A 13256-nucleotide genomic window follows, 5' to 3' on the forward strand; every position below is an offset into this window, starting at 1 on the left:
AGCGACCAGGAGGTCAGGCGTGTTCCGTCATACGGACCATCTTCAGTTCGACGTCAAGCCGGAGAAGCCGGACCCCGTGTACGCGCGCAAGCTGCAGGAGCTGATCGGTGGCGCCTACGGCGAGATGACGGTGACGATGCAGTACCTGTTCCAGGGCTGGAACTGCCGGATGCCGGGCAAGTACAAGGACCTGATCATGGATGTGGCCACCGAGGAGATCGGCCATGTCGAGATGATCGCCACCATGGTCGCGCGCCTGCTCGAGGGCGCGCCAGCCACCCACGCGACCCGATCCGCGCTGAACGATCCGGTGATGGCCGCGGTGCTCGGCGGAATGGACCCCCAGCAGGCGATCGTCTCCGGCGGCGGCCCGGTGCTGGCCGATTCCAACGGGGTGCCGTGGAACGGCCGCTACATCGTGGCGAGCGGCAATCTGCTCGCCGACTTCCGGGCCAATGTGGCCGCCGAGGCGCAGGGCCGGATCCAGACCGCGCGGCTGTATCACATGACCGACGACCCGGGCGTCAAGGACATGCTGAAGTTCAACCTGGCCCGCGACACCTACCACCAGAACATGTGGTTGTCCGCGATCGCGCAGTTGAAGGCGGACGGCGTGGAGGACACGGTCGCGCCGAACGCGCTGTTCGACGAGGAGTACGCCGAACACGCCACCAGCCTGTGGCACCTGTCGGACGGCGCGGCCGCCGATCAGGGCGCGTGGGCGCACGGTACCGCCCCCGACGGGGTGCACGAGAACGGCTTCATCCCGAATCCGGAACCGTTGGGCGAGAAGGCATCCGCACCCGCGCCGGACCCGAAGCTGTACGCGACCTACGACGGTTCGATAGGCGACCCCCGCTCCACCGCCTTCGGCACCGAGGGCGGTCTGATGGGCAAGATCAAGGACGCGCTCGATCCCGAGAAGCCTTGAGCGACAAGGCGATACGATGCCCGACTCACACGAGATGAGAGACCCATGACCGACACACCTCCGCTCGCCCTCGTCACCGGCGCGTCCAGCGGTATCGGGTTCGAGATCGCCAAGCAGTTCCAGGCCCGCGGCTACGACCTTGTGGTGGCGGCCGAGGATGTGGCGATCGAGACCGCGGCGGCGGCGCTCGATGGGGGGACCGCGGTCCGGCCGGTTCGGGTGGATCTGCGCACGCCCTCGGGGGTCGAGCAGCTCTACGCGACGGCCGTCGAGGGCGGGCGCGGGCTGGACGCGGCGGCGTTGAACGCGGGCGTGGGGCGCGGTGGGCTGTTCGCCGAGACCGCGCTCGCCGACGAACTCGACATCATCGATCTCAATGTGCGTTCGACCGTGCACCTGAGCAAGCTCGTCGTACGGGACATGGTCGCGCGGGGCGGGGGCAGGCTGTTGTTCACCGCGTCGATCGCGGCCACGATGCCCGGGCCGCGGCAGGCGGTGTACAACGCGTCCAAGTCGTTCGTGTTGTCCTTCGCCGAGGCGCTGCGAGACGAGTTGCGCGACAACGGGATAACCGTCACCGCCCTGCTGCCGGGCCCGACCGACACCGACTTCTTCCGCCGCGCCAAGATGCTCACCACCCGAATCGGCCAGGGCCCCAAGGACGATCCCGCCGCCGTCGCCCGCCAGGGCGTCGAGGCCCTGCTGCGCGACGACCGCAAGGTGGTGGCCGCCTCGGTCGCGGTCAAGGCCGCCGCCCTGATGAACCACGTCCTCCCCGACCCGATCAAGGCCCGGATGAACCGGATCGTCTCGGCCCCGACCGATAGCGACCGCACAGCGGGGTAACCGGTCGGTGTGATCGACTGGGAGGCCCTGTTCGCTCCGCAGACCCCGCCGCTCGAGATGGTGCTGCGGGGCACGGTCATGTACCTCACGCTGTTCGCGCTGCTGCGCGTGGTCCTGAAGCGGGAGACGGGCGCGACCGGTATGACCGATCTGCTGGTGGTGGTGCTCATCGCGGACGCCGCGCAGAACGCCATGGCCGGGGACTACAAGTCGATCACCGACGGCGTGGTGCTGGTGGCGGTCATCGTCGGCTGGTCCTATCTGCTGAATTACGCGGCGTACCGGTGGCATTGGGCCGCCCGGCTGATCCGCCCCGAACCGCTGCGCCTGGTCCGCGACGGCCGCCTGCTCCGTCGCAACATGCGCCAGGAATTGATCACCGAGGCCGAACTCCTGGGCAAGCTGCGCGAACAGGGCATCGACGATCTGACCGACGTCCACCAGGCGTGGATGGAGTCCGACGGCCAGATCAGCCTGATCACCCACTCCCGCGACCAGCATGCGCGTCGTCGTCGCCCCGAACTCTGAGCGGGCGCACGGCTTTCACAGCTCGCGTCCAGTCGGCTTGCAGCCGAGCTCCATCCGCGGCCTCGAAGATCGGGGCGTGGGCCGAGAACGGGCCATCCGAGCCGGACCGGGAATCCGGGTGATGGGAGGAATGCGCATGAGGACGAGGGCGAGACTGATGAGCGTCGCCGTGGGCGGCGGAGTGTTGCTGGCCGCGCTGGGTGCCGGGGTGGCGAGCGCGGATCCCGCGCCGGGCCAGCCCGACGGTCCGGGGACCGGGCAGTGCCCGCCGCCGGGTGATCCGCAGGGGCCACCCCCGGGTGATCCGCAGGGTCCTCCGCCCGGCGACCACCAGGGCCCGCCCCCGGGCGACCCCCAAGGCCCGCCGCCGTGCCCCGCGCCCGGCCACTGAGACACGACGCAGCGAAAGGCCCCGCACCACCCGCGGGGCCTTTCCCGTATCGCCCCTACACTGAACGCCATGCTCGAATTCGGTTCGCGGACACGGACTTTGCCGCCGCCCCCGCACGTGGTGTGGGAGTCGCTGACCGAACCGCGACGTCCGGGCGCGCGCCCCTGGCTCGACCTGCTGGCCGACGAGACCGCCCCCGCGGTGCTGACGGCCGTCGCCCCGCACCTGGTCATGTGGTCCTCGCTGTGGCCCACCCGACCCGACGTCCGACTGCGCTTCGATCTCGCGCCCGCGGGCGGCGGCACCGCGCTGCGCTTCACCCTGCTGACACCCGGCCCGCTGCCCGACGAGAGCGTGATCGGGCACCTGCGGTACCGGGTCAACACCCTGCTGTTCGCGAATCTCCGCTATTCGTACGGCAATTAGCCGAACAGCGCCGCCAATTCGGCCGTGCCGGTCACCCGGGCCTGCCGGGGGAAGATCCGCTCCACCAGGAACTCGTGCACTTCCGCGTCGCGATCCGCGCAGGCGTCGGCGAGGACGGCCAGCCGGTAGTCGCGGTCGGCGGCGTCGCGGAGGGTGGACAGCACCGCGCCGCTGGTGGCGACCCCGGCCAGGATCAGCGAGTCGATCCCGGCGGCGCGCAATCGGTCGTCGAGGTCGGTGGTGGTGAACGCGCCGACCCGCGTCTTGCGCACGACGATGTCCTCCGGTTCGGGCGCGATCCGGTCGTGGATCGCGGTGGTCGGCGCGTCGGCGTGCAGGGCGGCGCGGCGTTCGGGGGTGGCGGCGGCGGCCATGGCGCTGGTGGCGGGCATGGTGTCGTAGTCGGCGTCGGTGAAGGCGACGCGCACGTAGCCGATCCGGCCGCCGCGCCCGCGCACGTCCGCGATCGCGGCGGCGGCCGTGTCCAGCAGCGCCGGGGCCTGGTCGAGGGAGCCGAGGATGCCCGGCTGGTAGTCCAGCACCAGCAGGGCGGTGCGGCGCGGGTCGAACACATCGGTCATGGGAAATCCTTTCGGGACAACGGTTCTCAGTCGACGGCGAGATGCCGGAGGCTGCGGTCGACGACGGTGACGAGGAAGAACAGGGCCGCCGCGGCGACCATGAACCAGGCCAGGTGATGCAGTCCGGCCGCGCCCGAACCCGGCGTCAGGAAACTGCCGCTGGCCGCCGCCGAGCCGATCGCGCCGAGGTAGAAGAACGTGCGCTGCAACCCGGCCGAGGACGCGGTGCGCGCGGGATCGGCCTGATGGTAGACGGCGTTCTGGATGGCGAGCGTGTTCAACCCCTGCGGAATGCCCATGACCAGCGCCGCGACCAACGGCAGCCACAGCGGCGCGGCCGGGGTCATGAACAGCAACAGCGAGCACGCCACCAGCTGGCCAGCACCGCCGACGAGCAGTTTGCCCCGAATTCTGTTGCGCCGCCCCGTGATCGCCGAGACCCCGATCGCGGTGAGCGACATCGGCAGCAGCATCAGCCCGGCCACGGTCGGGTTCAGCCCGCGCCCCTCCTCGAGCCATTGCGTGAAGCCGTACAGGAAGCAGTACGCCACGGTGGCCGTCAGCAGCGACCGCAGATAGGTCACCAGCAACGGCACGCTGCTCGCCAGCGCCCGGACGTCGAGGAACGGCGAGGCGGCCCGCGCCTCCCACCCGGCCAGCGCGACCAGGAGCACGATCGCGAGCGCAGCCCAATACCAATGCGCCACTTCCGGTTTCATCAGGAACAGCAGCAACGAGACCAGCATCCCCGCGAACAGGACCATGCCCGGCACGTCCAGCCCGGCCCGCGCCGCGCGCGGCGCGACCCTCGATTTCGGCAGCCACAGCGCGCCCACGACCAGACAGGCGACCGCCAGCGGGATATTGATGGCGAAGGTGGTGCGCCAGCCGCCGACGTGGATGAGCAGCCCGCCCAACGTCGGCCCGATCACGGCGATGGTCTGATTGGCGACGGCCAGCACGGTCATCACCGAGGTCTGCGCCGGGCGCCCGGTGCGGTCGGCCTCACTGCGCAGCAGATGCATGGCGGCGGGATAGCCCGCGCAGGTGCCCAGCCCGAGGATCACCCGGGCCAGCACCAGCACCCACAGCGAGGGCGCGGTGACCCCGAGGACGCCCCCGAGCCCCGTGAGCGCGGTCCCCGCGAGGAACAGCGGGCGCGGCCCGAACAGATCGATCAGCCGTCCCATAGCGGGCTGCCCGACCGCCGTCGCCACGTACAGCCCCGACACCAGCCACGCCGTCTGTGAGGGCGGCGCGCCGAACGCGATGCCGATCGGCACCAGCGAGACAGCGAGGATGGAGGTGTTGATCGGATTCAGGATCGACCCGAGCACCATCGGCAACAACAGTCTGCGATCGAACCCCTCGGCCCACCCGGCCCCGCGCGGTGTGGACTTCACGGCCGCACCGGCCCCGCGTGTGGAGGTCACTTCCGCACCGGCCCCGCGTGCCCCGGGTGGTGGGACGTCACTGCCGCACCAGCCCCGCGTAGCGCGTAAGTCACTGCCGCACCAGCCCGGCGCACCCCGCGTAGCGCGGAAGTCACTTCGGCACCGGCCCCTCGTATCCCGTGTAGCGCGTAAGTCACTGGCGCACCAGCCTTTCCAGCAGTTCCACCGCCGTCAGGATGTGCTGGCGTTCGGCCTCGGTGAAGCGCTGGTCGAGTTCGGCGGCCAGCCATTCCTGTCCGGCCTGGGCGCGGCCCTCGATGAAGTCGCGGCCCGTCGGGCTCAGCGACAGTAGTTGGCGGCGGCGGTCGTGTGGGTCGGGACGGCGCTCGACCAGGCCGCGCTCGTCCAGCACGGTCAGGCTCGCGGCGATGGCCTGCGGGCGCACTCGCTCGGCGGCGGCGATATCGCTGGCGGAGGCGTCGCCCTTCTTCAAGCGGCTCAGCACCGCCATCTGCGATGCGGTCAGCTCGCGGCTGTCGGACGCCTCCAGGAAGCGGCGGCGCAACCGGCCGATGAGCATCCGCAGTTCCCGCGCGGCCGCGGTGGCCGACGGGGAGGGGGGCCGCGCGTCTTCGGTCATGCGGCCAGGGTATTCCTTCAACCCAGATTGTTCAATTCAGATTGAACAACTGGGGTTGGCGGTTCAGCCCGGCACGTCGAGTTCGGCGAGCGGTGTGCGCAGCAGTTTGCCGGTGGCGTTGCGCGGGAGTTCGTCGAGGAAGATCACCTCGCGCGGAACCTTGTAGCGGGCCAGATTGGCCTTGACGTAGTCCTTGATCTCCTGGGCATCACGCGAGCTGTCGGGCGCGGGAACGACGAAGGCGCGCAGGCGTTTTCCGAATTCGCGGTCGTCCACGCCGACGACGGCGGCCTCGAGGACGTCGGGCCGGTCGGCGATGAGGTGCTCGACCTCCTGGGGGAAGACGTTCTCGCCTCCGGAGACGATCATGTCGTCGTCGCGACCGTCGAGGAACAGCAGCCCGTTCTCGTCGAAGTGCCCGACGTCGCCGGAGGAGATCATGCCGTCGACGGTCTCCTTGCCGCGCCCGTCGGTGTAGGTGCGGTGGGCGTGCGGATTCGCGATGAAGATCGTGCCGGTCACGTGCGGCGCGGTGATGCGCCGACGGTTCTCGTCGTAGAGGGCCAGCCGGATCCCCACGGGTGGGCGACCGGCGGTCGTCGGCGCGGACCGCAGTTCGGCGGGGGTGGCGACCGAGATGACGGTGCATTCGGTGGAGCCGTACATATTGTGGAGGATGTCGCCGAAGTGGTCGAGCGCGCGGATCACCAGATCGGGCGCCATGGCAGAACCCGAGGCGACGATCACCTTCAGCGACGAACAGTCGTGCGCGGCAAGCCTTTCCGGATCGAGGTTCAGAATGCGCTGCAACATGGTGGGGACCAGGACGAGCGCGTCGGCCCGGTGGCGCGCGACATTCGCCAGGGTGCGCTCGGCGTCGAATCGGCGCTGCTGGAACACGATTCGATTACCGAGGGCGAGACCGAGGGAGAACTGCGACAGGCCGGTGCCATGGAAGATCGGCGCGGCCATCACGATCGTGCCGTTGCGCGGCAATGGAATTCGATCCACGAACTGCGCGGAGGCGAACGGGCTGGTCTTCTCGCGCGGCGTGCCCTTGGGGGTGCCGGTCGTACCGCTGGTGAGCATGACCATCCCGCCCGGCCGGGGTGGTCTGGGCACGGGATCGGTGGCATGTCCGGCCGCCAAGGCGTCGATGGTCGGGGTGGCCGGGTCGATCTCGTCCCCATCGTCGACCCAGGTCAGCACGCGCGACATCGCGGCGGGGAGCGCGTCGGTCAACGGCGTGAACTCGCTGTCGTGCAGTACCGCGCGCACCCGCTCGCGGGCGGCGACGGCGGCCAGTTGCGGCGCGGCGAAACCGGTGTTCATCAGCACCGCGCGCACCCCGAGTTTCCCCGCGGCCAGCAGGGTCAGCACCATGCCGCGATGATCGCGGGCCAGTACCGCCACGACATCCCCCGGCCCCCAACCGTTTTCGGCGAGCCCGCGAGCGAGGGCATTGGAGCGCCGGTCGAGTTCGCCGAAGGTCAACTCACCTCGTTCGTCGACGATGGCCGCCGCGTCCGGGGTGACCCGGGCGCCCTGCATGACGACCCCGGCGAAGGGGCCGTAGCGGGTGACATTGCGCGCGGTGCCGAGGGCGTGGCCGGGCCGCAGCGGATCGAACAGTCCGCGGCGCCGCATCACGTCGACACCCCGTGCCAGATCGGCCAATGCGCGGAGCGTGCCTGCCATGTCTCGACAGTCGGCGAATTCCCGCGCGAAGGCATTAGCAAATACTTGCCACGCCGGAGACATTGCCCCGGAATCGCTTTCGATAGAGCGTTGTAGGCGGGCTCTCGGCCCGCAGCCATCCGAATTCGAGGACCAGATATTGCGCGCCTTCATTATCGGTCTCGGCCATGCCGGGCGGAATCTGCATCTGCGCGCGCTGCGCGGTATTCCCGAGCTGTGCGGCGGGGTCGAACCGCTGGGTTACGACCCGCTCCCCCGGCCGGTGGCGGGCGTGCGCCCGGTGCGCTCGCCGCGCGAGGCGCTGCGCCACACCGATCCTCGCGACACCGTGGTCCACCTGTGCACCCCGCCCGCCGTTCGTATCGAGCCGATGACCGAATTGGCGGCGCTCGGGTTCCGGACCTTCCTCGTGGAGAAGCCCCTGGCCCCGACCGGAAAGCAGGCCCGCGAACTCCTGGCACTGGCGCGGCGGCACGGACTGCGCGTGACGGTGGTGGCCCCGTGGCTGTCCAGTGCTGTGACACAACGCATTCGGGACATCGTCGCATCGGGTGAGCTGGGCGCCGTCCGCCGCATCGCCTTCCGGCAGACCAAACCGCGCCTCGCGCACACCGCCGCCTCGACCGCCCACGCAGACGCCTTCGAGGTCGAACCGCCGCACAGCGTCGGCGTCGCGCTCGCCCTCGCCGGGGACGCGGAGCCCGTCGCCGCGTGGCTGCGCGACACCCCGCCGGTCGAGGGCCGCGTCTTCCCGGGAATGGGCGGAGCCGGACTGACCCTCGCCCATCACGGGGGCGCGGTCACCGAGATCGTGTCCGATCTGACCGATCCGCTCCGCACCCGCCGGATCGAGGTGGACTTCGAGCGCGGCCGCGTGACCGGCCACTACTCGCCCAGCGCCGACGACCTCACCGGACGAGTGGAGGTCGGCGGCACCGTCGAAACGTTCCCCGACGACGCCCTGCGCACCCTGTTCACCCAGGTCTACACCCGCGCGGACCACACAGATCCCGCCGACCTCGAATCGCAGTGCCGCGTTGTCGAACTCCTCGAGGCCGCGCGTGCGCTGGCCCGTGCCGCCGTCGACGAGGGAGAGCATCGTGCCGCCCGCTGAGCAGAAATCAGCCGACAACGGAGGCAACGCCCCATCCGCTGAGCAGAACCCAGCCGACAAGGGAGGCAACGTGCCACGCGCCAAGCAGAACCCACCGGACATGCGCATCGCCGGAATCGGCGACGAGGCGCACGCCGAGCTGGGGCAGCAGATCGCCGCCGTGCGGAAACTGGGCTGGAACCGGCTCGAGCTGCGCAGTATCGGCGGGGTGCCGCTGGCCGATCTGCCCGGCGAGCGATTCGAGCGGTACGCCGAGCAGATCGCGGCAGCGGAAATCGAGGTGGTCTGTCTCGATTCGCGAATCGGCAACTGGGGCCGCCCGATCACCGATCCGCTCGCCACCGACCTCGATGAACTGCGCGTCCTGCTCGGGTACGCGCGCACCCTCGGCTGTCCCCGCATCCGAATCATGTCCTACCCCAATAACGGTCTCTCCGAACGGGATTGGCGCGCGGAGGTGATCCGCCGCCTGTCGGAGCTGGCCGCGGTGGCCGCCGACCACGGCGTGGTGCTGGTGCACGAGAACTGCGCGGGCTGGGCGGGCACCGATCCCCGCCGCGCGCTCGACCTGCTGCACAGCGTCGACTCCCCCGCCCTGCGCCTGCTGTTCGACGCGGGCAACGGCCCCGCGCACGGCTACACCGACGTCGACTATCTCGCAGCCGTGATCGATCTCGTCGAGCACGTGCACGTCAAGGACGCGATCGATACCGCCGAGGGGGTGCGGTACGTCCTGCCCGGCCACGGCCGCTGCCGGGTCGCCGACAGCGTGCGCATGCTGCTCGACCACGGCTATCGCGGGGTGTTCTCGATCGAACCGCATCTGACCCTGCGCCCGCACGAGACCATGACCGAGCTGACCGACATCACCGAATTCGTCGACTACGGAACATGTTTCGAGGAACTGCTCGCCGCCGTCGTGGCCGGGAGACCGTCGTGAACACCTCTGCCTTCGGCCCCGCGGATCGCGATCTGCTGCTGGATCTGCTGGCCCTGCCGACCGCCGGACCTCTCGAACATCCCGACGGCCCGCCGCCGCGCCTGTGGGAGGCGGGGCAGCGGATCGCCACGCACGCAGCGGGTTTCGGTTTCCACGTCGAACGGCACGCCCCTGCCGACCCGGCCTGGCTGCGACGGCCGGAAGTCCCCGAGATCGTGCGCCGGGCCGCCGCCGAACGCCCCGATTTCCTCGCCTGTCAGCCGAATCTGGTGCTGCGCTGGGGAATCGACGCCCCACTCGACCGCACACTCATGTTCAACGTGCACCTGGACACCGTCGCCGATGTGCCCGCCCCGCGCGTCGAGGGCACGCTCGTGCACGGACGCGGCGCGATCGACGCCAAGGGCCCGGCCGTCGCTCTGCTGGCCGGACTGCGGGCCGCGCTCGCCGATCTGGATCCCGAACGAGCCGGTATCCGCGTGCTGGTGCAACTGGTGGCCGGTGAGGAGGGCGGGGCCATGGGCGTTTTCGGCACCCGCCCGCTGGTCGCGGACGGTTACGTGGGCCGGATCAATGTGTTCTGCGAGCCGACGGGCGGTCGGCTGCTGCCGCGCAGCACCGCCGCCATGACCGCGCGCATCCGGGTCCGCGGCGAGGACGCCATCGACGATCACCCCGAGGCCGGGCACAATGCGACGGTCCTGCTCGGCTACCTGGCCCACCGCCTCGCCCTCACCGAGCCCGACTGGGCGGCCGGGGCTCGGGTGTGCGTCGCGGGGTTGCACACCGGGCACCTGCACAATCGCGTCTACGGGCGTGGCGATCTGCTGCTCAATATCGCCTACCGCGACCAGGACACCGCGCGGCGTGCCCGCTCGGGTCTCGAAAACCAGTGCGCCGCAGCAGTTTCCGAGTTCACCGCCCTGCACGCCTCCCGTCCCGCCCTGGCCCGCACCGCCGCCGACGCCGCCGAGCTGGTCGGCGTCGACTGGCTCAAAAGCGGTCTGCCGACGCTGGATTCGGCCGACCCGTGGGCCGCCGAACTGGTCGCCGGATCGACCCTCCCGTGGTGGCCGCCCGACGCGGACCCCTTCACCTGCGACGCCATCTGGCTGGGCGAGGTCCCCGGCACGTACACCGTGGTGTTCGGCCCCGGCGACCTCGACCGTAACCGCGCCCACGCCGACGGCGAATTCGCCGACCTCACCGACCTCGCGGCCTATTCGGCCGAAATCGCCGCGCTGGTGGGCCGTTTCGCGGACGCCCACGCGCCACACCCCGTACCCGCTGCCGAACGAATGGATGGGAACCGATGATCGAAGTCGAGACCGCCGACCGGCTGTCGGTCGACCACGACGAGTTGGTCGGCTTCGTGGCGAAGATCTTCGCCGGACGCGGGGTGCCCGCGGATCGGGCCGCGCTCGCCGCGCGCGCCCTGGTCTACGGCGACGCCGCCGGGCTCGGCTCGCACGGGCTGGCGAATCTGACCCGGCTGTATCTGCCGTTGTTCGACGATCGGCGGGTCGCGCCCGCCGCCGATCCGACGGTGGTGGCCGATCGGGGCGCGGCCGCGGTGGTGGACGCCCAACGCACACTGGGACTCTGGACCGCGTCGGCGATGCTGGACGACGCGGCCGAGCGGGCGGCGCGGCACGGGGTGGGAGTGTGCTTCGTGCGCAACGCCACCCACTTCGGCTGCGCCGGATTCCACACGCGTGCACAGGCTTTGCGCGGTCGCGTCGCGCTGCTGTCGTCGAATTGCGGGGCGCAGCGCATCGCCCGGCCGCCGGGGGGCCGGTACGCCATGCTGGGCACCAATCCGCTCAGCATCGCCGCGCCCGCGGGCGACGCCGATCCGTTCGTCCTGGATATGAGCACGACCGCGGTGCCGACCGGCAAGATCCGGGCCGCCGCCCGGCGCGGGGAGCCGATTCCGGAGGGCTGGCTGGTCGACGCGGCGGGCGAGCCGACCACCGATCCGGCGGCGCTGGATCGCGGCGACGGGTTCCCGACCTGGCTGGGTGGGCGGCCGGAGACGGGCGCGTACAAGGGTTACGGGCTCGCCTTGCTGGTCGAGGTGCTGTCGGCGCTGGTGTCCGGGGCGGCGCTGGGGCCGGACGCGGCCGCGTTCACCGGCTCCGGCGGACCCACCGGCCGCGACGACGATATCGGCTATTTCGCCATGGTCATCGATCCGCGTGCGCTGCACGGGAATTCGTCCATGGCCCCCGCCGCGGCCGCCATGTTCGCGGCGCTGCGCGACTGCGCCCCGATCGATCCGGCTCACCCCGTCGGCTATCCGGGCACGCGGGAGGGCGAGCGGGTGCGGGCGGCCGAGCGCGACGGGATCGTCCTCGACGCCGCGCTGTGGACCGAGATCGTGGACGTCGCCCGCGCCGAGGGCGTGGACGCACCCGCGGGGGTGCTGCGATGAGCGGCCCGCTGCGCGTCGGCCTGGTGGGTCTCGGCGTGATCGCCCCCTACTATGTGGCCGCCTTCGATCAGGTCGCCGACGCGGAGCTGGTCGCGGTGTGCGATCTGCGGCCCGATCGCCTCGACGGCGTCCGGGCCGACCGCTACACCGACCATCGGACCATGCTGGCCGAGGCCGGGCTGGACGCGCTGATCGTCAACGTGCCCAACGACGTTCACGCGACGATCTGCGCGGACGCCCTCGCGGCGCGGGTGGCGGTGTGCGTGGAGAAGCCCCTCGCCACCGAGGTCGCGGCCGCCCGCGAGTTGTGTGCGGCGGCCCGCGCCGCCGGCACCACGCTGTTCACCGCCTTCCATCGTCGCTACAACGACAATGTGCTGGCCCTGCGGCGGGCGGGCCGCGCGCACGGGCCGGTGCGCGCGGTGCGCGTGCACTACGACGAGCTCATCGAGGACCACGTCGGCGACGACCGCTGGTATCTGGACATGGAACGCTGCGGCGGCGGCTGCGTCGCCGACAACGGCCCCAACGCGCTCGACGTCGTCCGCATGTTCCTGCCCGACCTCGCGGTGAAGGACGCGCGGATCGAGCGCGACGCGGCAGGGGTGGACCGCACTGCCGACATCACCCTCGCGGGCGACGACGGCGCCACCGCGCGCGTCCTGCTGGACTGGTCCTATCCCCACGGCGAACGCAAGACGGTGGACGTCGAATACGCCGACGGCACAATGCTCTCCGCGGATATGTTGGCCGGATTCACGGGATTCAAGAGTTCGCTGTGGCACGAATACGTCGGCATTCTCACCGATTTCACGCGCGCGATCGGCGCGGGCGGCGAATACGGCGACGACGGCCTGATCGCCCTCGAATTGGTGACCGACAGTTATGCCCGCGCCCGATGAAGGAATGACACGATGAACGTATTCGAAGACGGCGCCAAATACGCGGTGTCCGGCGCGCTGGTGAAGGTGTTGCGGCACCGCCGCGACGATCGGGGCATGTCGGTGTCGGAGTGGGCCAGCCGCTGCGTCACCCGCGGCGAGGTGCACGAACTGGTGACCACCGACCACACCGACGCGAGCACCGGCGCGCGGGTGGATCGGGTCGGTTTCCTCGGTTTCGCGGAGATCACCTCGGCCGGGGTCATCGATCGCGGCGACGAGGTGCGTGTGGACGGCATCGTGATCGGCTCGGTGCTCGGATTCGACTGCTGCCACTACCCCAACCACTACAACGTGCTCATCCACACCGACCAGCCGCTGACCGGCGTGGGCCTCGGCCTCGCTCCGGGTTCGTCGGTCACCTTCACCCAGCCGGAAGCGCCCTGATCGCG

General features: G+C 70.7%; 15 protein-coding genes. 11 read left to right on the forward strand and 4 right to left on the reverse strand.

What is annotated here, in order from left to right; genetic code table 11:
* The first annotated feature begins 19 nt into the window (after window positions 1-19).
* The 5 genes from ACWDSJ_RS06725 (at window position 20) to ACWDSJ_RS06745 (ending at window position 3122) form a co-directional block, all read left to right on the forward strand.
* On the forward strand, window positions 20-931 hold the full coding sequence (locus tag ACWDSJ_RS06725; protein ID WP_450029786.1) for a manganese catalase family protein: 912 nt from the start codon (window positions 20-22) through the stop codon (window positions 929-931).
* 45 nt (window positions 932-976) lie between these two features.
* Window positions 977-1777: an SDR family NAD(P)-dependent oxidoreductase gene (locus ACWDSJ_RS06730; protein WP_450029788.1), complete on the forward strand. Its 801-nt coding sequence runs from the start codon at window positions 977-979 to the stop codon at window positions 1775-1777.
* Between the two features lie 9 nt (window positions 1778-1786).
* Complete coding sequence (locus ACWDSJ_RS06735) at window positions 1787-2305, forward strand: DUF421 domain-containing protein (RefSeq protein ID WP_450029790.1); 519 nt, start codon at window positions 1787-1789, stop codon at window positions 2303-2305.
* A gap of 136 nt (window positions 2306-2441) precedes the next feature.
* On the forward strand, window positions 2442-2696 hold the full coding sequence (locus ACWDSJ_RS06740; protein WP_450029792.1) for a hypothetical protein: 255 nt from the start codon (window positions 2442-2444) through the stop codon (window positions 2694-2696).
* Window positions 2697-2765: 69 nt separating this feature from the next.
* On the forward strand, window positions 2766-3122 hold the full coding sequence (locus ACWDSJ_RS06745; RefSeq protein ID WP_450029794.1) for a hypothetical protein: 357 nt from the start codon (window positions 2766-2768) through the stop codon (window positions 3120-3122).
* Here ACWDSJ_RS06745 and ACWDSJ_RS06750 read toward each other — a convergent pair.
* The 4 genes from ACWDSJ_RS06750 to ACWDSJ_RS06765 form a co-directional block, all read right to left on the reverse strand.
* The gene (locus tag ACWDSJ_RS06750) at window positions 3119-3703 is read right to left on the reverse strand and encodes a cysteine hydrolase family protein (protein ID WP_450029796.1); all 585 of its coding nucleotides are present in this window, start codon (window positions 3701-3703) and stop codon (window positions 3119-3121) included. The two genes, ACWDSJ_RS06745 and ACWDSJ_RS06750, sit on opposite strands and share 4 nt — an antisense overlap.
* 26 nt (window positions 3704-3729) lie before the next feature.
* Window positions 3730-5136 (reverse strand): MFS transporter, encoded by a 1407-nt coding sequence (locus tag ACWDSJ_RS06755; protein WP_450029798.1) that lies wholly within the window; start codon window positions 5134-5136, stop codon window positions 3730-3732.
* Window positions 5137-5290: 154 nt separating this feature from the next.
* On the reverse strand, window positions 5291-5737 hold the full coding sequence (locus ACWDSJ_RS06760; RefSeq protein ID WP_450029800.1) for a MarR family transcriptional regulator: 447 nt from the start codon (window positions 5735-5737) through the stop codon (window positions 5291-5293).
* Between the two features lie 63 nt (window positions 5738-5800).
* Complete coding sequence (locus tag ACWDSJ_RS06765; protein ID WP_450029802.1) at window positions 5801-7435, reverse strand: acyl-CoA synthetase; 1635 nt, start codon at window positions 7433-7435, stop codon at window positions 5801-5803.
* Between the two features lie 139 nt (window positions 7436-7574).
* On the opposite strand from ACWDSJ_RS06765, the gene ACWDSJ_RS06770 reads away from it, so the two are divergent.
* From ACWDSJ_RS06770 to ACWDSJ_RS06795, 6 genes are all read left to right on the forward strand, one after another.
* Complete coding sequence (locus ACWDSJ_RS06770; protein WP_450029804.1) at window positions 7575-8549, forward strand: Gfo/Idh/MocA family protein; 975 nt, start codon at window positions 7575-7577, stop codon at window positions 8547-8549.
* A 70-nt stretch (window positions 8550-8619) separates the two neighbouring features.
* Window positions 8620-9489 (forward strand): sugar phosphate isomerase/epimerase family protein, encoded by an 870-nt coding sequence (locus ACWDSJ_RS06775; RefSeq protein WP_450029805.1) that lies wholly within the window; start codon window positions 8620-8622, stop codon window positions 9487-9489.
* Window positions 9486-10805, forward strand: coding sequence for a M20/M25/M40 family metallo-hydrolase (locus ACWDSJ_RS06780; protein ID WP_450029807.1), 1320 nt, complete (start codon window positions 9486-9488; stop codon window positions 10803-10805). The genes ACWDSJ_RS06775 and ACWDSJ_RS06780 overlap by 4 nt, the downstream gene beginning before the upstream one ends.
* Complete coding sequence (locus ACWDSJ_RS06785; protein ID WP_450029809.1) at window positions 10802-11923, forward strand: Ldh family oxidoreductase; 1122 nt, start codon at window positions 10802-10804, stop codon at window positions 11921-11923. Before ACWDSJ_RS06780 ends, ACWDSJ_RS06785 begins: the two co-directional genes overlap by 4 nt.
* Entirely contained in the window at window positions 11920-12825 is a 906-nt protein-coding gene (locus ACWDSJ_RS06790; protein ID WP_450029811.1) for a Gfo/Idh/MocA family protein, read from the forward strand. Before ACWDSJ_RS06785 ends, ACWDSJ_RS06790 begins: the two co-directional genes overlap by 4 nt.
* Before the next feature lie 12 nt (window positions 12826-12837).
* Window positions 12838-13251 carry a DUF6917 domain-containing protein gene (locus ACWDSJ_RS06795; protein WP_450029813.1) on the forward strand — a complete coding sequence of 138 codons (414 nt, stop codon included), beginning with the start codon at window positions 12838-12840 and terminating at the stop codon, window positions 13249-13251.
* Window positions 13252-13256 lie beyond the last annotated feature (5 nt).

The sequence above is a fragment of the Nocardia sp. NPDC003482 genome, from assembly GCF_053588115.1.